Origin of the sequence: Curtobacterium citreum (genome assembly GCF_006715175.1) — a bacterium.
Taxonomy (GTDB): Bacteria; Actinomycetota; Actinomycetes; order Actinomycetales; family Microbacteriaceae; genus Curtobacterium; species Curtobacterium citreum.
Genome location: NZ_VFMQ01000001.1, coordinates 711,774 through 736,148 on the forward strand (window position 1 = coordinate 711,774; position 24,375 = coordinate 736,148).

Annotated in this window: 21 protein-coding genes; 14 read left to right on the forward strand and 7 right to left on the reverse strand. The window is 72.5% G+C overall.

Annotation, left to right across the window (positions count from 1 at the left end):
- Positions 1 to 348: 348 nt before the first annotated feature.
- Complete coding sequence (locus FB462_RS03525; protein WP_114850272.1) at positions 349 to 1,038, reverse strand: metal-dependent transcriptional regulator; 690 nt, start codon at positions 1,036 to 1,038, stop codon at positions 349 to 351.
- A gap of 22 nt (positions 1,039 to 1,060) precedes the next feature.
- Here FB462_RS03525 and FB462_RS03530 point away from each other — a divergent pair, with 22 nt between their 5' ends.
- The 3 genes from FB462_RS03530 to FB462_RS03540 all read left to right on the forward strand — a co-directional run bounded on the left by FB462_RS03530 (position 1,061) and on the right by FB462_RS03540 (position 4,940).
- A complete protein-coding gene (locus tag FB462_RS03530) occupies positions 1,061 to 1,948 on the forward strand; it encodes a CPBP family intramembrane glutamic endopeptidase (RefSeq protein ID WP_167509989.1) in 888 nt (295 codons plus the stop codon).
- A 213-nt stretch (positions 1,949 to 2,161) separates the two neighbouring features.
- On the forward strand, positions 2,162 to 3,973 hold the full coding sequence (locus FB462_RS03535) for a phosphatase PAP2 family protein (protein ID WP_141860208.1): 1,812 nt from the start codon (positions 2,162 to 2,164) through the stop codon (positions 3,971 to 3,973).
- Between the two features lie 91 nt (positions 3,974 to 4,064).
- The gene (locus tag FB462_RS03540; RefSeq protein WP_114850269.1) at positions 4,065 to 4,940 is read left to right on the forward strand and encodes a L,D-transpeptidase; all 876 of its coding nucleotides are present in this window, start codon (positions 4,065 to 4,067) and stop codon (positions 4,938 to 4,940) included.
- A 24-nt stretch (positions 4,941 to 4,964) separates the two neighbouring features.
- Here the strand turns inward: FB462_RS03540 and FB462_RS03545 are convergent, their stop codons facing one another.
- Entirely contained in the window at positions 4,965 to 5,762 is a 798-nt protein-coding gene (locus FB462_RS03545; RefSeq protein WP_141860210.1) for an HAD-IIA family hydrolase, read from the reverse strand.
- A gap of 131 nt (positions 5,763 to 5,893) precedes the next feature.
- Here FB462_RS03545 and FB462_RS03550 point away from each other — a divergent pair, with 131 nt between their 5' ends.
- From FB462_RS03550 to FB462_RS03565, 4 genes are all read left to right on the forward strand, one after another.
- A complete protein-coding gene (locus FB462_RS03550; protein ID WP_141860213.1) occupies positions 5,894 to 6,634 on the forward strand; it encodes a TetR/AcrR family transcriptional regulator C-terminal domain-containing protein in 741 nt (246 codons plus the stop codon).
- The gene (locus FB462_RS03555) at positions 6,631 to 7,497 is read left to right on the forward strand and encodes a DUF3592 domain-containing protein (protein ID WP_141860215.1); all 867 of its coding nucleotides are present in this window, start codon (positions 6,631 to 6,633) and stop codon (positions 7,495 to 7,497) included. The genes FB462_RS03550 and FB462_RS03555 overlap by 4 nt, the downstream gene beginning before the upstream one ends.
- Positions 7,498 to 7,543: 46 nt before the next feature.
- The gene (locus tag FB462_RS03560) at positions 7,544 to 7,846 is read left to right on the forward strand and encodes a DUF4190 domain-containing protein (protein ID WP_114850266.1); all 303 of its coding nucleotides are present in this window, start codon (positions 7,544 to 7,546) and stop codon (positions 7,844 to 7,846) included.
- 96 nt (positions 7,847 to 7,942) lie between these two features.
- Entirely contained in the window at positions 7,943 to 8,620 is a 678-nt protein-coding gene (locus tag FB462_RS03565; protein ID WP_373286867.1) for a TrmH family RNA methyltransferase, read from the forward strand.
- Positions 8,621 to 8,654: 34 nt separating this feature from the next.
- On the opposite strand, the gene FB462_RS03570 is transcribed toward FB462_RS03565, so the two are convergent.
- The 4 genes from FB462_RS03570 to FB462_RS03585 form a co-directional block, all read right to left on the reverse strand.
- Positions 8,655 to 9,677 (reverse strand): LacI family DNA-binding transcriptional regulator, encoded by a 1,023-nt coding sequence (locus FB462_RS03570; protein WP_114850265.1) that lies wholly within the window; start codon positions 9,675 to 9,677, stop codon positions 8,655 to 8,657.
- Positions 9,678 to 9,919: 242 nt separating this feature from the next.
- A complete protein-coding gene (locus FB462_RS03575; RefSeq protein WP_141860217.1) occupies positions 9,920 to 11,989 on the reverse strand; it encodes a YhgE/Pip domain-containing protein in 2,070 nt (689 codons plus the stop codon).
- On the reverse strand, positions 11,986 to 12,714 hold the full coding sequence (locus tag FB462_RS03580; RefSeq protein ID WP_141860219.1) for a hypothetical protein: 729 nt from the start codon (positions 12,712 to 12,714) through the stop codon (positions 11,986 to 11,988). Before FB462_RS03580 ends, FB462_RS03575 begins: the two co-directional genes overlap by 4 nt.
- Entirely contained in the window at positions 12,711 to 13,379 is a 669-nt protein-coding gene (locus tag FB462_RS03585) for a TetR/AcrR family transcriptional regulator (protein ID WP_114850427.1), read from the reverse strand. Before FB462_RS03585 ends, FB462_RS03580 begins: the two co-directional genes overlap by 4 nt.
- 159 nt (positions 13,380 to 13,538) lie before the next feature.
- Here FB462_RS03585 and FB462_RS03590 point away from each other — a divergent pair, with 159 nt between their 5' ends.
- The 4 genes from FB462_RS03590 (at position 13,539) to FB462_RS03600 (ending at position 19,567) form a co-directional block, all read left to right on the forward strand.
- Positions 13,539 to 17,198, forward strand: a complete 3,660-nt coding sequence (locus tag FB462_RS03590; RefSeq protein ID WP_167509990.1) for a S8 family peptidase — start codon at positions 13,539 to 13,541, stop codon at positions 17,196 to 17,198.
- Between the two features lie 123 nt (positions 17,199 to 17,321).
- The gene (locus FB462_RS17180; RefSeq protein ID WP_167509991.1) at positions 17,322 to 17,492 is read left to right on the forward strand and encodes a hypothetical protein; all 171 of its coding nucleotides are present in this window, start codon (positions 17,322 to 17,324) and stop codon (positions 17,490 to 17,492) included.
- Between the two features lie 219 nt (positions 17,493 to 17,711).
- A complete protein-coding gene (locus FB462_RS03595) occupies positions 17,712 to 19,007 on the forward strand; it encodes an adenylosuccinate synthase (protein ID WP_141860223.1) in 1,296 nt (431 codons plus the stop codon).
- A 2-nt stretch (positions 19,008 to 19,009) separates the two neighbouring features.
- A complete protein-coding gene (locus FB462_RS03600) occupies positions 19,010 to 19,567 on the forward strand; it encodes an arsenate reductase/protein-tyrosine-phosphatase family protein (RefSeq protein WP_141860225.1) in 558 nt (185 codons plus the stop codon).
- Between the two features lie 33 nt (positions 19,568 to 19,600).
- Here the strand turns inward: FB462_RS03600 and FB462_RS03605 are convergent, their stop codons facing one another.
- Complete coding sequence (locus FB462_RS03605) at positions 19,601 to 20,320, reverse strand: CPBP family intramembrane glutamic endopeptidase (RefSeq protein WP_141860227.1); 720 nt, start codon at positions 20,318 to 20,320, stop codon at positions 19,601 to 19,603.
- 153 nt (positions 20,321 to 20,473) lie between these two features.
- On the opposite strand from FB462_RS03605, the gene FB462_RS03610 reads away from it, so the two are divergent.
- From FB462_RS03610 to FB462_RS03620, 3 genes are all read left to right on the forward strand, one after another.
- A complete protein-coding gene (locus tag FB462_RS03610) occupies positions 20,474 to 21,922 on the forward strand; it encodes a tyrosine-protein kinase domain-containing protein (RefSeq protein WP_141860229.1) in 1,449 nt (482 codons plus the stop codon).
- A 53-nt stretch (positions 21,923 to 21,975) separates the two neighbouring features.
- Positions 21,976 to 22,890 (forward strand): hypothetical protein, encoded by a 915-nt coding sequence (locus FB462_RS03615; protein WP_141860231.1) that lies wholly within the window; start codon positions 21,976 to 21,978, stop codon positions 22,888 to 22,890.
- Between the two features lie 88 nt (positions 22,891 to 22,978).
- The gene (locus FB462_RS03620) at positions 22,979 to 24,370 is read left to right on the forward strand and encodes a sugar transferase (RefSeq protein ID WP_229666882.1); all 1,392 of its coding nucleotides are present in this window, start codon (positions 22,979 to 22,981) and stop codon (positions 24,368 to 24,370) included.
- Positions 24,371 to 24,375: the final 5 nt, after the last annotated feature.

Here is a 24,375-nt window from a genome sequence, read left to right on the forward strand (position 1 = left end):
TGCGTTCCGTCGAGCGAGCAGAAGTCGTCGGGTTGCTCCGCCGAGCGTGCCAGATGTGGGGCGCTCGGCGGGCAGGGGACCGGGACCGGGGACCGGGGACCGGCCCGAGCGTGAGCGCCGAGGTGCCGAGACTCGCCCTCGGCGGGACGCCGAGGTTCCACGGGCGGCCGCGTGACGCGTCGAGATGCCGGAATCTCGGCACCTCGACGGAGAGTGCGGCGCGTGTCGTCGTCTCCGGCAGCACGAGCGGGCGGGACACGCCGCGTGCGTTCCGTCGAGCCTGCAGAGGTCGTCGGGCCGCGCCGGCGAGGGTGACCGATGTGGGGCACTCGGCGGCGCCCGCGCTGATCAGTGCGGGTCGGGCGTCAGCCAGATGGCGCTCGCCGCGGCCGCCGGCAGGTCGACGAGGGACTCCGCGCCGTCGGCGGACCGACGGGTGACGGCGATCACGCCCGCGTAGTCCCGGACCCGCTCCACGCGCAGGTGCGTCCCGAGCCCGACCCCGAGCTCGTCGAAGTACCGCAGCAGGGACGGGTCGTCGTCGGACACCCGGTCGACGACCCCGCACGAGCCGGGCTCCACGGACCCGAGCAGCGTGCCCGGTGACGCCGGGACGGTGCCGTCCGCGGCGGGGATCGGATCGCCGTGCGGGTCGTGCGTCGGGTGCCCGAGGTCGGCGTCGACCCGCTCGAGGAACGTCTCCGACACGGCGTGCTCCAGGGCCTCGGCCTCGGTGTGCACCTCGTCCCACGAGTACCCGAGCCGCTGCACCAGGAACGTCTCGATCAGCCGGTGCCGCCGGACCATCGCCACGGCGACCTGCTGCCCGAGCGGGGTGAGCACGACGCCGTAGTAGGGGGTGTGCTCGATCAGACCATCGCGGTCGAGCTTCCGGAGGTTCCCCGACACCGTCGATGCCGAGACCCCGAGCGACGCGGCGATGTCCCGGGTCGCGAGCCCCTGCCCGCCGCGCTCCCCGGCCTTCCACACGAGTTTCACGTAGTCCTCGGCCATGGTGCTGAGGGAGGGGAGCCGCATGGGTCAATGGTACAAACGGGACGTGACCTCGACCGAGCCCGTGCGCCGTCGCCGTCCGCGCTGGCCGGTCCCGTCGTCGCTCCTGCTCGGGCTGCTGCCGCTCGTCGCGTTCGCCGCGGTCAGTGCCTGGCGGTCCCGACCGAGCGACGACTACGCCACGCTCGGCCAGACGGTCGACAGCGTCGTGCACGCCCTCGTGCTGCCCGAGAGCATCGCGGTGCTCGTGCTCTGCGTGTACGTGACCGCCCTCGGCTGGTGGCCTGGCGCGGCGGTCGACCACGACCGGACCCCGCTGCGGTGGACCTCGGTGACCGTCGTGCTGATCGCCGTGGTGTGCGCCGCGCGGCTGCCGCTCGTCGACTGGTCGGCGCTCCCGGTCCGGTACTTCGTGCTGCTCACCCTCGGCGTGCTGTTCGTCGGGGTGTTCGAGGAGCTGCTCACCCGCGGGGTCCTGCTCGTCGGGCTCCGGCGCCGGCTGCCCGAGTTCGGTGTGTGGATCGCCTCGTGCGTGCTGTTCGGGCTCCTGCACCTGCTCAACGTCCTCGCCGGGGCAGCCGTCGGCGCGACCCTGCTGCAGGTGGGGTTCGCGGCCTCGTTCGGCTCGACGCTGTACCTGGCACGTCGGCTGACGGGGAACCTGCTGCTGCCCGTGCTGCTCCACGCCTTCTGGGACTTCGGGTCGATCGCGGTGTCCGCCACGGTCGACACGACGGACCTCGGCCGACTCCTGCCCGTCGGGATCGTCGGCCTCGTGTCCTTCGGCGTACTCGCCCTCGGGCTCGTCGCCGGCGGGCTGGTCGCATGGCGTGACGACCGGCCGCGCCGCCTGCGGCGCCGGTGGCGGGACGTGCCGCCCGCCGGGGTGGACGCGGGGCGGGGAGCCGAGCCGAGCCTCCAGGCCGGGGTCTGAACCACCGACGGACGGATCGACGGCCCACGTGACGGACCGCCCGGTCGGCCCGCGCGCCGGCCGCCCGACGCTGCGAATGCCCACAGCCTGCGGTCCGGTTCACCCGCTGGAGGGGGATCGTTCCCCCACCGGCAACCACCCCTCCTTAGCGTCGCGGTGTTTCCACACCGGTACATCGAGGAAAGGGGCGTCGCCCGCGGGCGACCACCACACATGCGCAGAACCTCACTCCGCGGGGTGACCGTCGCGACGGTCGCGACCGCCCTCGTGATCGGGTCACCGCTCGTCGCCCAGGCCGCGACGACGTACCCGAGCGACTCCACCCCGCCGAACCTGATCAGCCTGCTGAACGGCTACGACCAGTACTGGACCTCGACGGGGACGAACAACCTCCACGGCACCGTCGACGACGGTGCGACGCTCGCGAAGAACGACGAGCTGACGAGCTGGATCAACCAGCACGCCACGAAGGCGCAGCAGTTCACGGCGCTGCAGGACGCCGAGTACAACAACGCGACGAACACCGCGTACGACCAGTCGTTCACGGTCTCGCAGGGCCTCGGCGACGTGCTCGGCAAGCTGTTCGTCAAGGGCCGCCTGGACGGTTCGCTGCCGCTGACGAACGCCCTCATCAACTCCTCGAACGGCACGAGCGGCGCCTACGTCGGCACCGGAGCGGCCAAGGCGCACTTCAGCTACCCGCGGCCCTACCTGCCGTCCGACCCCGCGGCGACGCTGCCCGCCGGGGACGACCAGGTGAACTGCAACCCGGCGACCGTGAACGCGTCGTCGCTCGCCGCGAACCGCACCGGCAAGGCGTGGGCGGACGCGAAGGGCAACCTCACGATCACGCGCGTGCCCGCCACGACGGACACCACGCACGAGTTCTCGCCGAACGACGTCGTGCTCGACGCCGGCTACGGCCAGAAGGGCATCTGCACCGGCGGTTCGTACCCGTCCGGGCACACCACCACGGCGTACCAGGCCGGCATCACCCTCGCCACGCTCGTCCCCGAGCTCGCGCCGGAGATCCTCGCCCGCACCTCGGAGGCCGGCAACGACCGCATCGTCCTCGGCGTGCACTACCCGCTCGACATCATGGGCGGACGCATCGACGGCGAGGCCGCCCTCGCCACCCGCTGGTCGGACACGCAGTACCGCACGCAGGTCCTCGAGCCCGCCCGGGCCGAGCTCGTCAAGTACCTCGAGGCGCAGTGCGGCGGGACCCTGGCGTCCTGCATCGCCGCCGAGAAGCCCTACACGGACGACCCCTACGGCGGCCAGGCGATGCCCGGCGGCACCGCGCAGGTCGTCACCGACCGTGCATCGGCCGTGTCGGTCTACCACGAGCGCCTCACCTACGGCTTCGCCCGCACGGGCGTCGCGGGCCAGGCCCCATCCGTGCCGGCCGGCGCGTCGAACCTGCTCCTCACGGCGTTCCCGACGCTGACCGACGCGCAGCGCACCGCTGTGCTCGCGCAGACCGAGATCGACTCGGGCTACCCGCTCGACCAGACGGGGTCCGCCAACGGCTCGTGGGAGCGGCTCGACCTCGCCGCGGCGACGAGCGCCACGGTCGCGATCCAGGCCGACGGAAGCGCGAAGGTGCTGTCCACGGGTGGGACGGCGACCGTCGTCTCCGGCGTGCTGACCGCCCCGCAGGGCACCACGGTCCAGGCCGGCAGCGCCATCGCCCTCCGCGGCACCGGCCTGGCCGCCGGCGCCACGCTCCAGGTCGTGCTGCACTCCGACCCGGTCACGGTCGGCACGCTCACGGTCGGCGCCGACGGCACCGCGACCGGCTCCGTCACGATTCCCGCGGGGACCGCAGCGGGATCGCACACGCTCGACCTGGTCGACGCGTCGGAGGCCTCGGTGCTCGTGTCGCCGCTCGGCATCACGGTGACCGCGGCGGCCAGCGGCTCGGGAACGACCGGCGGCTCGGGAACGACCGGCGGCTCGGGAACGGCCGGCGCAGCCGGCACCGTCCCGGTCGGCGTGCACCTGCCCGTCGTCAGCGGCTGACGCACACCCCTGACGGAGGGGAGGCGCGGTGCCCGCCCGCACCGCACCTCCCGTCCGTCCTCCCCACCACCCCCACACCGGGAGACACCCCGTGCAGCGCACCACCCTCTGGACCACCGTCGGCGGCGTCGCCGCCGCCGTCGCGGCGGCCGCGATCGCCCTCCCGCTCCTGGTCGGCGGCGGACCCGCCCCCGCGGCCGGCACCACCCGCGCGGCCACGGCGTCCGCGACCTCGGCGCCGAGCGTTCCGTCCGTCGACGCCGCGGCGCTCGCCGCCCTGCCCGAGGCGCAGTACTCGGCCGTGATCGGCGGGCTGCTCCCGTGGGACCGGACGACCACCTCGGTCGACGTGTTCCACCTGACCGCCGACGCCCCGCTGTTCGGTGACGCTCGGACCGCCCCCGTGGCGCGGCTCGCGAAGGACGACTTCCTGCAGCAGCCGACCACGGTCGTCGGTGTGCGACGGCAGGGCCCGTGGGAGCTCGTGCTGACGCCCGCGCGGCGGCAGCTGCCCTCGGCCGCCGGAGCCGGCGGTGCCGCGGCGCAGACCGCGGCGTGGGTGCCGACGGCCCTGCTGACGGCGGCACCGTCGCCGACCTCGCGCGTCGTGATCTCGACGAAGGAGCAGTCCGTGTCGATCGTCTCGGCGTCGACCGGAGCGGTGCAGCAGCACTTCGCCGCGGGCGTCGGGACGGCGGACACCCCGACGCCGACCGGGGTCACGGGCTACCTGGAGCAGCGGTACGTCGACCCGTCGCAGGGCACCGGCGACCACCCGATCCAGCTCACCTCGCTGCACTCGAGCGCCGCCGACGAGCCGTACGGCGGGCACGACGGCGGGCTGATCGGGCTGCACTGGAACGCCACGACCTCGGGTGCGGTGTCGCACGGGTGCGTCCGGCTGTCCGCCGAGGCGGTGGCGGCGGTGGACGCCCTGCCGCTCGGCACGCTCGTCACGGTGGAGTGAGGCGCGGGCCGGGCGGCGCCCTCGCTACATCTCGACCTCGACGGGCTCGGGACGGACGAGCTCGTGGACGCCCGTGATGACCTCGCTCGGGCGGAACGGGTAGCGGTCGATCTCGGCCTGGTCGCTGATGCCGGTCAGGACGAGCACCGTGTGCAGCCCCGCCTCGATGCCGGCCTGCACGTCGGTGTCCATCCGGTCGCCGATCATGCCCGTGTTCTCGGAGTGCGCCCCGATCCGGTTCATCGCCGACCGGAACATCATCGGGTTCGGCTTGCCCACGACGTACGGCTGCTTCCCGGTGGCCTTCTCGATCATCGCGGCGATCGCACCCGTGGCCGGCAGGACCCCCTCGGCTGAGGGTCCGGTCGCGTCCGGGTTCGTCACGATGAACCGGGCACCGTCGCGGATGAGCCGGACGGCCTTCGTGATCGCCTCGAACGAGTAGTTCCGCGTCTCGCCGACCACCACGTAGTCCGGCGCGGTCTCGGTCATGATGAACCCGGCCTCGTGCAGGGCGGTGGTCATGCCGGCCTCGCCGATCACGAACGCCGAGCCGCCGGGCATCTGGGAGCGACAGAAGTCGGCCGTCGCCAGGGCGCTCGTCCAGATGCGTTCCTCGGGCACGTGCAGGCCGAAGCTCCGCAGGCGGGCGCTGAGGTCCCGCGGCGTGAAGATCGAGTTGTTCGTCAGGACGAGGAACTCGGTGCCCTCGTCGAGCCACTGCTGGATGAGCTCGGGGGCGCCCGGGAGCGCCTGGTTCTCGTGGACGAGCACGCCGTCCATGTCGGTCAGCCAGCACTCGACGTCGTCGCGGGTCGCCATGCGCCCAGGGTACCGGGAGCGCTCGGCAGCCGGTCGGCCACCGAGCACTGGCCGACCGGACACCGAGCGGCGTTCGGCTTTGCCCTAGGCTTTTCCGTACACGTACCGGATCCAGATCAGGAGGCCCTTCCGTGCTCGTCGACCCTGGCACCCCCAGCGCCGCACCCCGCCCGACCACGGCCAGCCCGGCAACGGAACGCGAGCAGTCAGCGGCGGCGGGTGAGAAGCCCGCCCCGCGCCGCCGCGGCCGGCCGAACGTGCTGAGCCGCGACCAGGTGGTCGACGCCGCGACGGCCATCGCGAACGAGGAGGGCCTCGACCGCCTGTCCTTCCGCGCCCTCGGCGCCCGCCTCGGCGTCGCCCCGATGACCGTGCACCGGACCATCGGCGGCCTGGACGACCTGCACGCCGAGCTCGTCCGCCGCACCGTCGACGAGTTCACCGCGACCTTCGTCTGGCCGGACGACTGGCGCCAGGTGGTCTGCGTGTTCGCCCGGACCTTCCGGCAGCTCATGCACACGCACCCGCTCGTGCTCGAGTCGCACAGCCAGCGCGCCCCGCTGGCCTCGACCGAGTCCGACGCCGTCGTGGCGAAGGTCGTCGGCGCCCTGCGGCAGGCCGGGCTGAGCGAGCGGGACGCCATGTACGCGTTCTTCGTCGTGTACGACTTCGTGGTCGGGCACGCCGGGGTGCAGGTCGGCCGGGGCGACTCCGACGCCGGGCGTCCGGAGCGGCACCGGCTCGTCGGCGAGATCCTCGGCGAGCACTCCTACGACGAGCGGTTCGAGCTCGGCCTGGAGATCCTGCTCAGCGGGATCGAGGCACGCGTGCGCTCGACGAACGCAGCCGCAGCGCCCCAGGCAGACCGGTGAGCACGGTCGACCCGCAGCAGGCCCGCCGCGAACGCGAGGCCCGCTTCCGCCGGACGCCCCTCGCCCTCGCGATGACGGTCCTCGGCGGCCTGCTCGTCGTCGCCGCCGGCGCGGTCGGCGGCGCCGCGATCGGGCAGTTCGTCCTGGTGTTCCGGATGATGAACCTGAACAGCGTGTTCTCGCACAGCCCCGACCCGGACACCGCCCTGTGGGCCGCCCCCGTCGCGGTCGTCGGCACGCTCGTCGCCGCCGCGGTCTACACCCGCTGGAACCACCGCTGGTCCGGTCGCACCAGCGACGTCGCGGGCATCGGCGTGCTGCCGCTCTGGCTCGTCGGGGCCGCGGCGTTCCTGTGGTGGACGACGCAGACGCAGTGGCCCGCCCCGGATCGCGTCGGGACCGAGGTCGACCCGACGTTCGGCCACGACCAGGCCTGGAGTGTCGGCGACTGGGTCTGGTACGCCACCGTCTGGTTGCTCCCCGCGCTCGTGACGGTCTTCGCCGTGCTCGCCTGCGTCGCCGGCGGTGTCACGCGCCTGGGCCGGGGGAGCCGCCGCGCACGCCTGACCGACGTCCTGCAGCAGGGCAGCCGGACCACGGGTGAGGTCACCGCCGTCAGCGGTGCGACCACACCGGACGCGGCGCGGACCCTGCTGCGGTGGACGTTCACGTTCGTGGACCTGCAGGGCGTCCGGCGCTGGGTGGAGCGGACCGAGGGCTTCGCACCCGGCGAGGGCCCGGAGCTCGGACGCGCGGTCACGGTGCTGTACGACCCGGCGCGGCCCGGCGACCGGAAGCGCATCTTCGCGTCGACCGGGAAGGGGCAGGACCCGGAGGAGTTCCTGCGCCCGGGCACGACGTAGGTTGGCACTTCTCAACGAAATCCGCGTCACCCTAGGCTCGTTGGCCGTGTCAGAACAGAAGCCCCAGCCCCAGTACCAGCCGTACGCAGCAGCGCCCGCTGCTCCGCCGCGCACCAACACCCTCGCGATCATCGCCCTCGTGGCGGCGTTCGTCGCGCCGATCGTCGGGTTCGTCCTCGGCTTCGTCGCGATGTCGCAGACCCGGAAGCGCGGCGAGGGCGGCCGCGGCCTCGCGCTCGCGGCCGTCATCGTCGGCGGTGTGATCACCCTGCTGTACGTGGTCCTCGTCATCGCGCTGGTCGCGGTCGCGGCGAGCGCCCCGACGGTCGAGTACCCGACGGGGTACTGACCGCGTCCGGCCGGCGGTGACGCCGGTCGCCGGACGGGAGGCGCGGGGCACGCACCGTACGCTGGTCGCGTGACCGAGCGCCTCCCGTCCGACCCCGTGGTCCCGTCGACGGGACCGGCCCACCGGGGCGACCACGCGCCGGAGCTGCCGCCGACGCACGAGGCGACCACCAACGGCGTCGGGCCGCACCCCGAGCCGTGGCCGGACGACCCGCGGCTGGACCCGGAGCTCCTCGCCGCCGGGGACACCCGCAACGTCGTCGACCGGTTCCGCTACTGGTCGATGGACGCGATCGTCGCCGAGCTCGACACCCGTCGGCACGGGTTCGACGTGGCGATCGAGAACTGGCAGCACGACCTGAACATCGGGTCGATCGTGCGCAGCGCGAACGCGTTCCTGGCCGGGACCGTGCACATCGTCGGACGGCGGCGGTGGAACAAGCGCGGGGCCATGGTGACCGACCGGTACCAGCACGTCCGGTACCACCCCGACGTCGACGCGTTCCTCGCGGCGATGCGCGACGAGGGCCGACCCGTCGTGGCGATCGACAACACCCCGGGGGCCGAACGCATCGAGACGGCGGCGATCCCGGAGCGGTGCGTGTTCCTGTTCGGGCAGGAGGGGCCGGGGCTCACCGAGGCGGCCGTCGCGGGGGCGGACGCACACCTCGAGATCACGCAGTTCGGGTCGACGCGGAGCATCAACGCCTCGGCGGCGGCTGCGATCGTCATGCACGCGTGGGTCGTGCAGCACGCGGCGCTGCCGGCCTCCTGACCAGGCGGGCGGCGCGCTGCGGCGAGCGCCGCGGCTAGCGTCGTGCGGTCGTCCGGCGGGCGACCAGGCGGGGCTCGACGAGGGTCTCCTGCGCTGGTGCGGTCGGGTCGGCGATGCGGGCGAGCAACCGCTCCCCGGCGCCGCGGCCGATCTCCACGCTCCGGTCGTCGATGCTCGTCAGCGCCACGTACGCGGTGGCGGCGAGCGGGGTGTCGTCGTATCCCATCACGGACACGTCCTCGGGGACGCGCAGGCCTCGGTCGGCCAGGGCGGACAGCGCACCGAGCGCCATGACGTCGTTCGCGGCGAACACCGCCGTGACGTCGGGGTGTTCGTCCAGCAGGTGCCCGACTGCCTGGGCGCCGGCGGCCTCGGTGGGCTCGCCGCGCATCACGCTCGTGACGACCGTCGGCACCTCTGTCCGCAGACCGGTCAGCCGCTCCGCGGAGGCGGCGGAGCTCGCGCCCACGAAGCCGATGCGCGTGTGCCCGAGCGACAGCAGGTGCTCTGCGGCCATCCGGCCGCCGGCGCGGTCGTCGTTGGCAACGGTGTCGGCGCGGGGGAGGGTCGCGCGACCGCCGGCGACCACGACGGGCATGCTCGCGGGGATCGCGAGGTCGGTGTCGGGCTCGCCGGCGATGACGATGCCCTCGACTCGCATGGACAGGAATCCCTCGACCGGCGAGGCGTCGAGGCCGGTGTTGAGGAACCGGTCCGCCACCACCAGGCGGTGCCCCTGGTCCTGGAGCGACTCGCGCAGACCGGTCAGCAGGTCGACGAACCACTGGTTCCGGAAGTCGTCGAGCACGACGCCGATCGTGCGGCTCCGGGTGCCGGCGAGCGAGACCGCGGCGGTCGAGGGGCGGTAGTCGAGCTCCTGGATGGCCGTCAGGACCGCCTGTCGGCGCTGGTCGCTCACCCGGGGGGAGCGCTGCAGCACGAGCGAGACGAGGGACTTCGACACCCCGGCACGGGCGGCCACGTCGTAGATGGTGGCGGGCTTGTGCTCCGTCGTCGCTGGCGTGCCGTCTGCGCTGGCGGGCGTGCCGTGTCCCATGATCTCCGTCGACCTCCTGTGGTGTCCCTCGATCGTAGCGGGCGCCGTTCCGCGGTTGTCAGGACATGGGTGCGGGGGTCTTGTCTCACCTGTCTCGGGCCCGGTGGTTCGGCGTGCTCCCGCACAACGGGAAGCACGCCGCGCCACGGACTTCCGCGGCACGGCGTGCTTCTGGTTGTGCGGAGCGGCAGCGCCGCGCGGCACCGCCGGCCCGGCGCCGGCCGCCGGCCCGGGCCCCGCCGCTACCCGATCAGGCTCGGCCGCAGGTCGCGCAGCGTCCGCGTGCGGGTCTGCCGGGCCGTCACCACGAGGGACACCAGCAGCGCGCCGAGCAGCCAGCACGCGAGCACCCCGACGTCGGACCACACCGCGCCCATCGACCCGCCGTACATCGTCTGCCGCAGGGCGTCGACCGAGTACGTCATCGGCAGCGCGAAGTGCAGCGCCGCCAACGGCCCCGGCAGCGTCTGCCACGGGAAGGTCCCACCGGCGGTCACGAGCTGCACGAGCATGAGCACGAGCCCGAGGAACTGACCGACCGAGCCGAGCAGCACGTTGAGCGCCATGATGATCGCCGCGAACGTCGCCGAGGCCAGGACCATCACGCCCACCGTCGACCCGGCGTGCACCACGTCGAGGTCGAGCGCGAACCGCACGATCAGGAACAGCGCCGCCATCTGCACCACCCCGAGGAGCGCCGGCGTCAGCCAGCCGCCGAGCACCACCGACAGGGGCTTCCGCACCGCCGTGATCGCCCGCTTCGAGATCGGCTTGAGGATCAGGAACAGCGCGTACATGCCGATCCAGGCTGCGAGCGAGATGAAGAACGGCGCGAGGCCGGCACCGTAGTTCGACGCGGCGGCCACGTTGTCGTCACCGACCTTCACGGGGTCCGAGATGACCGATGCCTGCGCGTTCCGCTGGGACGCCGTGGACGCCGGGATCTTCGTGCGCCCCTGGTCGAGCTTCGACGCGAGCTCCTTCGAGCCGCTCTCGAGCTGGTCCACCCCGGACGACAGCGACGACGCACCGGACGCGGCCGACGCGGCACCGGAGGCGAGCGACGACGCACCCGAAGACAGCGTGGGCGCGGCGTCGGCGAGCTTCGACGTACCGGCCGAGACCTGCGACGCGCCGGTCGACAGCTGCGACGCCCCGGACGCGGCGGACGCGATCCCGTTCGACAGCGTCGGTGCGGCGGCGGCGAGCTGCGCGGCCCCGTCCGTCACCTGCTGCGACCCGTCGCGGAGCTGGTCGAGCCCCTGCAGCGCGGCCTTCGCGTCGGCGAGCTGCTGCTGCGTCTTCTCGTCCTGTAGCTGGGCCTGCACGGTCGCGGCGACCACGGCCTGCTGCTCCGGCGTCAGGGTGACCCCGCGGTCGGCGGCGGCCTGGGTGATCGCGGCCGTGACGGTGTCCGGCGACGCCGTCTGCAGCGCCTGGAGCGCCGGGTCGGTCTTGGCGGTCAACGCCGTCAGGTTGTCCGACACCTGCTTCGCACCGCCGGCGAGCTGCTGCGTCTGCGCCGGCAGGTCCGCCGTCTGCCGCTGCGCGTCGGCGAGTCCCGATGCCAGCGACGACGCCCCGGACGCGACCTGACCGGCCCCGTCCGCGAGCTGCCGTGTCTGCGACGGCAGCTCGGCCGTCCCTGACGCGAGCTGCGACGCACCCGCCGACAGCTGGTCCGTCCCGGACGCGAGTTGCCGGGCCCCGTCGGCGGCCGAGGTGGCCCCCGACGCGAGCTGGCCCGCCCCGTCGACGGCGTCGCCGAGGCTGTCCCGCACGTCCGCGAGCCCGACGAGCAGGGTCTTCGCCGCCTGCTTCCCGACCCGCTCCGCCACGGCGGTGCGCATGGTCTTGCCGGCCTGCTCCGCGATGGTGGACGCCAGGTACGAGTTGGTGTCCGCCGTCGTCATGACGAGTTCGGCGCGCTTCGGGTCGTCGCCCTGCGCCGACACGAGCGACTCCGAGAAGTCGTGCGGGATGGTCACGACGAAGTCGTAGGTGCCGTTGCGCACGCCCGAGCGTGCGTCGGCCGCGGAGGTCTCGGTCCACTTGAAGTCGGCGCCGTCGAGCGCCTCCTTCGTGACGTCCTCGCCGTAGTCGACGCGCTCGCCGTCCAGGGTCGCGCCGGCGTCCTGGTCGACGATCGCGGCCGGGACCTGGTCGAGCTTGGCGTACGGGTCGCGGTTGGCCCACAGGTAGGCGCCGCCGTAGAGCAGCGGCACGATCATCAGGGCGATGAACGCCAGGCGTGCGAGCGGTGTCGCGGTGAGCCGCGCGAGTTCGGCGCGGATGAGCGAGGGGATGGTCACGCTGTCGCCTCCGTGGGCAGGTGGTCGGTGTCGGCCGGGAGGCTCGTGGGGCCTCCGTCGGTCACGGTCACGTCGTCGGGACCCTCGGTCTGGTGCGGGTCGGACACGGTGTCCGTCCCGATGGTGTCGAGCAGCTGCTCGACGGTCGCCGCGGCCGCCTTGGAGGTCACGACGACGACGGTCACGCCACGCCGGGCGACGTCGCGCACCACCGCGAACCACTCCGCCACGGCGCCCCCGTGCCGCTCGGGGGTGGTGAGCACGATGCCCGTCACCCCGTCCCGCAGCAGCGCGAGCTCGACCAGCAGCCGCACCCGCACGCCCGTCGGGACCCGCTGCACGGCGGTGTCGGCGTACTCCCGCATCCCGAGCTCGTCGAGCACGGCGTCGACGTGCCGGCGGGAGGGCCGCTGCCCGGCGAACGCGAGCTCCTCGCGCACGACCTGGGTCAGCGTGAGCACCGGGAACGGCTCGGCGACCCCGGGGGTGTCCACGAGCGCGAACGCCGTGCGCACCGCTCCCGCGTCCGGTCGTCCGTCGAGCAGCACCCGTCCGGCCTCGGGCTGCATCCGGCCGCCGGCGACGAGCGACGCGAGCACGGGTGCCTGTTCGGTCTCGACGGCGACGACCCCGGGCCTCCCGGGTCCGGCGACGGCGGACACGACGGGCAGCGCCGCGCCGGGGTCCTCGCCGATGCCGACGTGGTCGAGTTCGAGCGTCGTCATGCGCGGGCCTCCGGGGTGGTGGTCGTGGTGGTGGGGGACACGGGAGCGACCGGCTCGGACAGCAGCGCCGTCCGCCAGTCGATCCCGGCGGTGCCGAGGGCCGACAGCACGACCATGCGCCGGCCGGCCTCGTCGGTGGTGCCCGAGCGGGTGGCCTCGTCGAGGACGGTGATGCACGCGCCCTCGACCAGCCGGCCGAGCGTGGCGGGGTCGACGTCGTCGCGCATCGAGCCCTCGGCGATCCCGAGCGCGCACGCCTCGCGCACCTGGGCCCGCAGCGGCGCGAAGACCTCGGCCACGGACTCGGCGAACGGCGAGCGCACGGCGATCCGAGCCATCGAGCGGACGTGCGACACCTCGGACCAGAGCGCGACCGCGATCACAGCCAGGCGCGACGCCGGCGGCAGGACCCCGAGGTCCGAGGTCGTCGGCATGGCGGCGGCGATCCGGGCGGCACCGGCGGTGACGAGCTCGCGGACCAGGTCGTCCCGCGACGGGAAGTGTCCGTAGACCGCACGCCGCGACAACCCGGCGGCGCTCGCGATGGTCTCGAGCGACGCGTCCGGGTCCTGCTGCAGGACGGTCTTCGCGGCCTCGATCAGGGCGGCGCGGTTCTCGGTCGCGTCACGCCGTGGGGCGCGCACGGGCTGGTCTGCGGTGGTCACGGCGACCATCGTACGATCGTGCACAGCAGTGTGCAAGTTCACAGATCGTGTACCCCCGGACGGGGGCCAGTCCCCCGAAGTGCGGACTGCGGTGCCTGTGAGCGACCGCATAACTTCACAGGAATTCCCACCACGGACGGAACCCGAGGAGTGCGCCCTGTGACCAGAGCTACACCGAACCGTGCAACACCAGATCAGACAGACCCCACCGCCCCCATCCGGCACCGCCGGCTCACCCGCGTCCTGACCGCCGGCATCGCCGCCGTGGCCCTGACGTGCGGCGGACTCGCCGTCGGCGGCGCCGCGAACGCCGCCCCGACCGGGCTGTCGTCGGCCGACCTCAAGCTCGCGCAGCCGCTCCGCGACGCGAAGCCCTCGAAGACGATCGCCGCGTTCGTGCGGACGACCGGCGAGGGTGCGCTCGCGGTCGACGCGAAGGCCAAGGGCGGCGACCTGACGAAGTCGAAGACCCAGTCGACGCAGGCGAAGCAGCGCGTGCAGGCGATCGCGTCGACGGTCGACGCGGTCAGCGCCGCTGTCAAGCAGTCGGACGCGAAGGCCACCGAGCTGTACTCGACCGAGTACACGGTCCCCGGCGTCGCGGTCGTCGCCGACGTCGACGCGCTCCGCAGCATCGCCGAGCGCTCCGACGTCGAGAGCATCATCCCGCTCACCCCGAAGAAGATCGTCGACCCGGCACCGGGCGATGCGTCGCAGGCCCCGAGCGGCGTCGACCCCGACCTGGTCAAGCCGGGCGCGGACGGCGTCAGCCCGAAGAACGCGGCGAGCGACGTCTACACGCGGGCCCTCGACGCGTGGCAGCAGACCGGGAAGACGGGCAAGGGCGTGAACATCGCCGTGCTCGACACCGGTCTCGACTACACGCAGGCGGACTTCGGCGGCCCCGGCACCACGGCCGCGTACCAGACCGCCCTCGCGAGCACGAACGCCCCCGACCCGAGCTGGTACGACGGCTCGAAGTACCTCGGCGGCTACGACTTCGCCGGTCCGACCTACAACGCGGACACCTCGAGCGCGGCGTACGACCCGACCCCGAAGCCGGACGCGAACCCGATCGACGGCAAGGGCGGCGACCACGGCACGCACGTGGCGGGCACCGCGGCGGGCTTCGGTCTGATGGCGGACAAGAAGACCTTCCGCGGCGACTACTCGAAGCTCACGAACCAGACCGTGCAGGACATGTGGGTCGGCCCGGGTACCGCGCCCCAGGCCGGGCTGTACGCCCTCAAGGTGTTCGGTGACGACGGCGGCTCGACCGACCTGACCGGTGCCGCGCTCGACTGGGTCGGCAAGGCCCTGACCGAGGGCAAGGACATCAACGTCCTGAACCTGTCGCTCGGCTCCGACTACGGCGCTCCGGACGACCCCGACAACGCCAAGATCGACGCGCTCACCGCCCGCGGTGTCCTGCCGGTCATCGCCTCGGGCAACGCCGACGACTTCACCGACATCGGTGGCTCGCCGGGGAACGCCGAGGGCGCCCTGACCGTGGCCGCGAGCGCCACCGGCCAGTCGCTCTTCGACGGTGTGCAGGCGACCGCCCCCGCGGACGTCGCGAACACCTACCGCGCGCAGTACTCGCAGAACTACCAGGGCACCCTGCCGGTCGAGGGCGACGTCGTCGTCCCGTCGACGAACATCGACGGCTGCCAGGCGTTCAGCGCCGACGAGGCCGCCAAGGTGAAGGGCAAGGTCGTCTGGCTGAAGTGGACCGACGGCGCACTCGAGTGCGGCTCGGGCGTCCGCTTCAACAACGTCCAGGCGGCCGGCGGTGTCGGCGTCCTGCTGGCCGGAACGGTGACGAGCTTCGACTCCGGCATCGCGGGCAACGCGACCATCCCGGGAGCCGAGCTCACGTCGGACAGTGTGGCGAGCCTCCAGGCCGCTGCCCAGGCCGGGACCCTGCACGTGCGCTTCGCACAGGAGCTCAAGGGCTTCCAGCTGGCGACCGACCAGGCGAACGTGAACACGCTCGCACCGTTCACCAGCCGTGGCGTCCACGGATCGTTCGACGACATCGTCAAGCCCGACGTCGCCGGCCCCGGGGTCAACGTGATCTCCGCGGCCAACGGCACCGGTGACGGCCGCATGTCGATGAGCGGGACCTCGATGGCGACCCCGCACGTGGCCGGCATCGTCGCGCTGACGTTCCAGTCGCACGCGTCCTGGACGGCCCCGCAGGTCAAGGCCGCCGTGATGAACACCGCGACGCACGACGTCCGCCAGGGCGACCGCACGGCCACGCTGCTCCGCCAGGGCACCGGCCGCGTCGACGCGCTGCAGGCGGTCACCGCCGGCACCACGGTCCGCAGCATCGAGAACGACCAGCTCGTCACCGCCTCGTACGGTGTCGTCGAGGTCAGCGGTGCCACGACCGAGTCCCGCACGCTGCAGATCGAGAACACCGACGGCCGTCCGCACACCTACGACGTGGCCTACCAGCCGCAGGTGGACCAGCCGGGCGTCGCGTTCACGCTGAGCACGAAGCGGGTCACGGCTCCGGCCCACGGCACCGCGACGGTCAAGCTGACGTTCACGATCGCCGACCCGACGAAGCTCCGTCGCGTCATCGACCCCACGCAGGAGTCGGTGCAGTCCGGCTACCAGCGTGAGTTCGTCGCCGCTGCGTCGGGTGTCGTGGCCTTCGCGCCGACCGACTCGTCGCTCAACCCGCTCCGTCTCGGCGCCTACGTGGCCCCGAAGCCGGTCAGTGCGGTGCACGGCAAGGACATCGCGTTCTCGGGCGCGCAGACCACGGCGGACCTCGCGCTCACCGGGCGTGCGGTCGACCAGGGCGACGCCGTGACCGGGTACCACTCGGTCGTCGCGCCGTTCGTGCTCGGCGGGACGGACCCGCAGGAGTCGTTCCCGGCCGGTTCGGCGAAGCAGTCGCTCCAGGCCGCGGACATCCGCTCCTACGGTGCGAACTACGACAAGGCGTCCGACACGCTCGCGTTCGGCGTCCAGACCGCCGGTGCCGACGCCAACCCGGGCGCCGTCACCAACGTCGAGGTCATGATCGACACGAACCGCGACGGGAAGCCGGACTACCTGGTGTACGACGCGAAGTCGGCCACGGTCGACGCCACGTTCGCCACCACGGTGGACCTGGCGACGGGCAAGACGGTCGACTCGCAGCCGCTGGGCGGCGGGACCGCCGGGCAGGACGTGAACACGTTCGACAGCGCCGTGAAGGTCCTGACGGTCTCGGCCTCGACGATCGGCGCGACCGGTCCGTTCGACTACTCGGTCCTGACCGAGTCGGCGTACGCCCCGGCCCTCGCCACGAGCGGCTCCTACGTCGTCGACGAGACCGACTCGGCCACGTACGACCCGTCGAAGCCGGCGCTGACCTTCGCGCAGGGCACCACCACCGGTGTGCTCTTCGCGGACCAGGGCTCGCTGCAGGTCACGCGTCCCGCGGACGTCACGAACGCCCGCATCCTGCTGCTCCACCTCGGCAACGCGGTGGGCGACCAGGCGGACACGCTCGCGGCGGCGCAGACCGCGCCGACGCTCGCGCTCCGCAAGGGCAGCGCCGTGACGATCTCGGGTGACCCGAAGGTCGGCAAGACGCTCCGCGCGCAGCACGGCTCGTGGGACGGCAAGAAGGTGACGTACTCGTACCAGTGGCTCCGTGACGGCGTGGCCGTCAAGGGTGCGACCGGCGAGCGCTACTCGCTCGGCACGACCGACCAGGGGCACCGCTTCCAGGTGCAGGTCACCGCGAAGGCGACGGGGTACCAGGACGGTTCGGCGACCTCGAAGTCGACCGCCAAGGTGGCTCCGCGTCGCTGACGCACCTGCCGGAACGCCCCGTCACCCCTCGGTGGCGGGGCGTTCCGCACGTCCGGCGCAACCGGAGTGCGGCAACAGGACATGTAGTTAGACAAACTAGGCAATCGGTGGGAAGGTCGTCCCATGCGAACGCAGAGCACCCTGATGCAGCTCCGGGCCAACCCGATGGAGTGGCGCCGCCGTGGGCTCACCCCGCCGGACGCGATCCAGGCCATGGTGGCCGAGCGCCTCGCCGAGCCGGGGCACTCCCAGCCGGTCGGCGATCCGTCGTACCAGGACTTCTTCCGCGCCTGACCGCGGAGCGTCACCTCGGATCCAGCGTCACCACGGACGGACGGGAGGCACGGTGCCAGCTGACACCGTGCCTCCCGTCCGTCCGTGGGTCGCGACCACGTCGCGACGCGACCCGGTCCGACCGCGCGAGGTAGCGGGTAGGTGACCGTTCGATAGACTCGGGTGGACCATCGGCCCAGCCCGCCGGTGCGGTCCTCCGCCAACGTGAGGAGAACCTCCATGCCCGCAGCAGTCATCATCGGTGCCCAGTGGGGTGACGAGGGCAAGGGGAAGGCCACCGACCTCCTCGGCTCCCGCATCGACTACGTCGTGAAGTTCAACGGCGGCAACAACGCCGGGCACACGGTCGTCGTCGGCGGCGAGAAGTACGCGCTCCACCTGCTGCCGTCCGGCATCCTGACGCCCGGCGTCACCCCGATCATCGGCAACGGCGTCGTCGTCGACCTCGAGGTCCTGTTCCAGGAGCTCGACGCCCTGCGCGCCCGCGGCGTCGACGTGTCGAAGCTGCTCGTGTCGGCGAACGCGCACGTCATCACGCACTACCACCGCACCATCGACAAGGTGACCGAGCGGTTCCTCGGCAAGCGCCAGATCGGCACCACCGGCCGCGGCATCGGCCCGACCTACGCCGACAAGATCAACCGCGTCGGCATCCGCATCCAGGACATCTTCGACGAGAACATCCTGCGGCAGAAGGTCGAGGCGGCCCTCGACCAGAAGAACCACCTGCTCGTCAAGGTCTTCAACCGCCGCGCGATCGACGCGGACGAGGTCGTCGAGTCGCTGCTGTCCTTCGCGGACCGCCTGCGTCCGATGGTCGCCGACACCGCGCTCGAGATCCACCGGGCGCTCGAGCGGGGCGACACCGTCCTGTTCGAGGCCGGGCAGGCAACGATGCTCGACGTCGACCACGGCACCTACCCGTTCGTGACCTCGTCGTCCGCGACCGCGGGTGGCGCCGCGACCGGTTCGGGCATCGGCCCGGGCAAGCTCGAGCGCATCATCGGCATCGTCAAGGCGTACACGACCCGCGTCGGCGCCGGTCCGTTCCCGACCGAGCTGTTCGACGAGTCGGGGGAGTTCCTCCGCGCGAACGGCTTCGAGTTCGGGACCACCACCGGTCGTCCGCGCCGCTGCGGCTGGTACGACGCCCCGATCGCCCGGTACACCGCCCGCATCAACGGCGTGACCGACTTCGTGTTGACGAAGCTCGACGTCCTGACCGGCCTCGAGACCATCCCCGTGTGCGTCGCCTACGAGGTCGACGGGCAGCGCGTGGACGAAGTCCCCGTCAACCAGTCGGACTTCCACCACGCGAAGCCCATCTACCAGGAGTTCCCCGGCTGGACCGAGGACATCACGGGTGCCCGCTCGTTCGAGGACCTGCCGCAGAACGCCCAGGACTACGTGCTGGCGGTCGAGGCGATGTCCGGCGCCCGCATCTCCGCGATCGGCGTCGGCCCCGGCCGTGACGCCATCGTCGTGCGCCACGACCTGCTCGGCGCGGCGCTCTGAGCATGCGGGTCCTGTTCGTCTGCAGCGGCAACATCTGCCGGTCGCCCCTCGGCGCCCAGGTCCTGACCGCCCGGCTCGGCCCGGACGCGCACGCGTTCACGGTCGAGTCGGCGGGCACGATCGCCGACGACGGTGCAGCGATGGACGGCGCTGCCGCTGCGCAGTCCGCCCGGCTCGGCGGTGACCCGTCGACGCACCGGTCGCGCTACCTGACGGAGCAGATCGCGGCGTCGGCCGACCTCGTGCTGACGGCCGAGCGGTCGCACCGCGCAGCCGTGGTGTCGCTCGCGCCCCGGGCGGCGAAGCGGGCGTTCACGATCAAGCAGTTCGCGCGGGTGCTCGACGGGCTCGAGCCGGAGGACCTGTCCGGGATCGAGACGGCGCAGGACCTGGTCGAGCGCGTCGCCCGGCTCCGGGGGACCGTGCCGCCGCCGGCCGACCCCGCGGACGACGACGTCGACGACCCCTACCGGCGCTCCGACGAGACGCACGAGCGGGTCGCCGACGAGATCGACGCGGCGCTCGCGCCGATCGCGGACGCCCTGCGCGCGCTGCGCTGACGCCGCGCGGCCGCGCTGATCCGAGCGGCCGCGCTACCGCGGCCAGGTCGCGACGACCGCCACCGCGTTGAACAGCACGTGCGCCACGACCGCCGCGCCGATCCGGTTCGTCATCGCGACGAGCGTCCCGGTCAGCAGCCCGAGCACGAACGTCGTCACGAACACCTGGAACCCGCCGAGCGCCGTCGTCGCCGAGCCCAGGAACAGGTGCGACAGGGCGAACAGGAACGCCGTCAGCACCACCGCGAGCCACTGCGTCCGCGGGGTCAGCTCGTCGGCCAGGATGCGCTGGAACAGGCCGCGGAAGAACAGCTCCTCGAGCACGGGGCTGACGAGCACGATGCCGATCGCCGACACGACCAGGAACCCCACGTCGGGAGCCCCGAGCGACGGCGCGGGGGTCAGTCCGGTCGTCCCCGTGAACGAGATCGCCAGGACCACGTCGAGCACCCGCGCCAGGATCACGATGCCGAGCGCGAAGACCAGGTCGCCGAGCTCGATCCGGAACCGGGCGAGCGTGCCCCGTCCCGTCCGCGCGAGCACCCACACGGCACCGAGCGCGAGCGGCACCCACACCGACAGGTCGCCGACGAGCACCTGCAGCACCGGCGTCGGGATCGCCCCGCGGAGCGTCAGGGTGCTGACGATCCGGGCGAGCACGACCGCCACGACGAGGGCGATGAGCAGGGCGACGAGGTCCCGCTGCCGGGCGGTCGATGGCTCGTGGGCGGCCGCTTCCGGCTGGGGCGTCATGGGGCGAGCGTAGAGGACCGCCAGCGCGGATCGGGGAGAACAGCCGAGTGGGCCTCATCCATGTGGCACTATTTGAATGCCGTCTGCTGGGAAAACCTCCGCAGGCCTGTGTCGGGACCACAGGGACGGCGAGGATCGGGGAAGGACGGCCGCGTGGAACTGCGCGACTACATCACTGTGCTCCGCAAGGGGTGGGTGCTCATCGTGGTGCTCGCCCTGGTGGGGGTGGCGGCCGCGGCCGGCTTCTCCCTGCTGAAGAAGCCGGTGTACTCCGCCTCTGCCCAGGTGTTCGTGTCGACGGAGACGTCGGGCAGTGCGAGTGACCTGGCGCAGGGCAACACCTTCACGCAGCAGCGCGTGCTGACGTACTCGAACCTGGTGGAGACGCCCATCGTGCTCCTGCCGGTGATCTCGTCGCTCAAGTTGGACATGAACGCCGAGCAGCTCGCGAAGATGGTCTCGGCGACGGCGCCGACGAGCACCACGCTCATCTCCATCACCGTGAACGACACGAACCCGGTGCAGGCGACCGAGATCGCCAACGCGGTGTCGTCGAGCCTGACGAACGTCGTGCAGGACATCGAGGCCACCGACGCGAACGGCACGAGCACCGTCAAGCTCACCCGCGTGAAGCAGGCCGACGTGCCGCTCAGCCCGGTCAGCCCGAACGTCCCCGTGAACATCGCCCTGGGTCTGCTCGTCGGCCTGGCGCTCGGTGTCGGCATCGCCGTGCTGCGCGAGACGCTCGACAACCGCGTCCGTACCGAGACCGACGTCGAGAAGATCAGCGCCAAGCCCGTCGTCGGCGGCATCGCGTTCGACGGCAAGGCCTCCGAGCGTCCGCTCATCGTGCAGGTCGACCCGCGCAGCCCGCGTGCCGAGTCCTTCCGCACGCTCCGTACGAACCTGCAGTTCCTCGACCTGGGCACCGGCGCACGCACCTTCGTGATGACGTCGTCGATGCAGTCCGAGGGCAAGAGCACCACGGTCGCGAACCTGGCGATCGCGCTCGACAGCGCCGGCTTCCGCGTGATCCTGATCGACGCCGACCTGCGCCGTCCGCGCGTGGGCGAGTACATGGAGGTCGACGGCTCCGCCGGGCTGACCGACGTGCTGATCGGCCGCGCCTCGCTCGAGGACGTCGCCCAGCCCTGGGGCCGCGGCAACCTGGTCGTGCTGCCGGCTGGTCAGATCCCGCCGAACCCGTCGGAGCTGCTCGGCTCGAAGGCCATGCAGGACCTCATCACGACGCTCGAGGGGCAGTTCGACTACGTGCTGTTCGACGCCCCGCCGCTGCTGCCCGTCACGGACGCGGCGATCCTGTCGAAGAAGGCGTCCGGCGCGATCCTCGCCGTCGCCTCCGGCAAGACCCACAAGGGCCAGCTCGCCGCCGCCGTCGCGTCGCTCGAGAACGTCGGTGCTCCCATCGCGGGCTTCGTCATCACGATGATGCCGGTGCGCGGACCGGGTGCGTACGGCTACGGCCGCTACGGGTACGGCTACGGCTACGGCCTGGACGAGGCAGAGCCCACCCAGCCCGACACGAAGGCGCCGAAGAAGGCGCGTGGGAAGCTCGGCACGCTGCGCCGGGCCGACCGCTGAGACCGGGGGACGACATGCGTGCAGGCCGGGGGGCCCGAGGCCTCGGCAGTGATGTGAAACGGAACACCCTGATCGGCGTCGCCGCCGTCGTGGTGCTCCTGGTCGTCGTGGACGTCGTGCTCGTCGCGATGGCGCTGGGGCGGACCGCCCCGGAGGCGGTCGGCTCACCCCGACCCGTCCCCACCTTCGGCGCGTCCTCGGACGCGACGCCGACGCCGTCGGCGTCCGCCACCCCGACACCGGACGCCTCCGCGCAGGGTGCGTCCCAGGGCCCGGCCCGCCGTCTGCTGTCCGCAGTGGACGGACGGGAGGCATGGCGTGCCTCCAGTGCGTCGTGTTCCGTCGCGCAGGTGGTGCTGGAGCACACCGTCGACGGTGGGACCACGTGGACGCCCGTCGCCCTGGGCGACGACGTGCGCGCCCTGTGGGGGATGCGCGCGACCACGGACGGACTCTCGTTGCTGGAGGCCGTCGGTGACGGCTGCGAGGCGACCGAGCGGACCTCCGTCGACGACGGCGTGACCTGGAAGGCGGCGGCAGCCGGCGCCTCGGGCGCCGGCATCACGCCGGACGGCGTGCGCCTCGGCACCACCACCGTCGCGAACCCGTGCCCGGAGCCGCTCGACGCGTTCCAGGGCACCCGCACCGCGATCGTCGTCTGCGACGGCCAGGTCGAGTGGCGCACCGGGACCGCCGCGTGGGTGGACGTGCCGCTCGGCGGCGTCCGCGGCGTCGCGGTCGACGGCAACTCGTACACGCTCGCGCGGGTCGGGGCGTCGGCGTGCGAGGGCGTGCAGGTCGAGACCATGACCGCCATCGGCGTCACGCCGGCGACGCCGACCACCCCCGTGGGATGCAACCCGGCGCCGACCACGGGGCCGATCGCGATCGACCGGGCGGGGCAGTCGGTGTGGATGTGGGCGGGCGACACGGTCGCGGTGTCCGTGGACGGCGGCAAGACGTGGTGAGCCGGGGCACGCCGTGACTGCGGAGCGGGTCCGGCCGACATCTGCTCCTGCGGGGACGCAGGAATGGAGCCGCACGTACTCGCGGCGCGTGCTGGTCACCGACCTGCTCGCACTGGTCTGGGTCGTGTTCGGCGTGCAGATCGCGTGGCTCGGTTTCAGCTCGAACCTCGCGACGAACACCGCGGACCTGCGACTCAGCTACTTCGCGATCTCCGTCGTCGTGATCGTCGTGTGGATGGCGGCCCTCGCGCTGTACGACACCCGCGGAGCCCGCGTCATCGGCACCGGTAGCGCGGAGTACCGCCTGGTGGCGGACTCGAGCGTGCGGGTGTTCGGCCTGCTCGCGATCGCGGCGTTCCTGCTGCACGTCGACCTGGCCCGTGGCTACGTGCTCATCGCGTTCCCGGTCGGGATCCTGGTCCTGCTGCTCTCGCGCTGGATGTGGCGGCAGTGGCTCGTCGCCGAGCGCAAGCACGGCGGGTACTCCGCCCGGGTCCTGCTCGTCGGGTCCACCGCGAGCGTGCTCCACATCGGTCGCGAGCTCGCCCGCGCACCCGAGGCCGGCTACCGGGTCGTCGGGGCTGCGGTGTCGAACGGGACCCGTGGTGTGCTGGACGGCTCGACGATCGAGAGCTTCGGCGGCATCGACGACGTGGCGTCGGCGCTTCGGCTGACCGGCGCCGACACGGTCGTCATCACCAGCTCGGACGACCTGCCGCCCGAGCGCGTCCGCCAGCTCAGCTGGTCGCTCGAGCCCGGCCGGCAGCACCTGGTCGTCGCGCCGAGCCTGACCGACATCGGTGGTCCGCGCATCCACACCCGACCGGTGCAGGGCCTGCCGCTGATCCACGTCGAGACCCCGACGTACTCCGGCCGCAAGCTCTACACCAAGCGGGCCTTCGACCTGGTCGGATCAGCCGCACTCCTGATCGTCCTGTCCCCGGTGCTGCTCGTCCTCGCGCTGCTCGTCAAGACGTCGTCGCCCGGACCCGTGTTCTTCCGGCAGGAGCGCGTCGGCCTGAACGGCTCGACCTTCCGGATGATCAAGTTCCGCTCCATGGTCGTCGACGCCGAGGCCCGTCTGCAGGAGCTCAGCACGCTCGACCGCGCCGAGGGCAACACGGTCCTGTTCAAGATGAAGAACGACCCCCGGGTCACCCGGATCGGTGCGTTCATGCGGCGGTACAGCCTGGACGAGGTGCCACAGCTGTTCAACGTGCTCGTCGGCGACATGTCCCTCGTGGGCCCGCGCCCGCCGCTCGCCCGTGAGGTCGAGCGCTACGACTCCCACGTGCACCGCCGATTCCTCGTGAAGCCGGGCATGACCGGTTTATGGCAGGTCAGCGGGCGGTCGGACCTGTCGTGGGAGGACTCAGTGCGGCTCGATCTCTACTACGTGGAAAACTGGTCGCTGATCAGTGACTTGGTCATCCTTTGGCGGACCGTGCGGGCTGTCACCAGGAAAGAAGGAGCATATTGACGCCG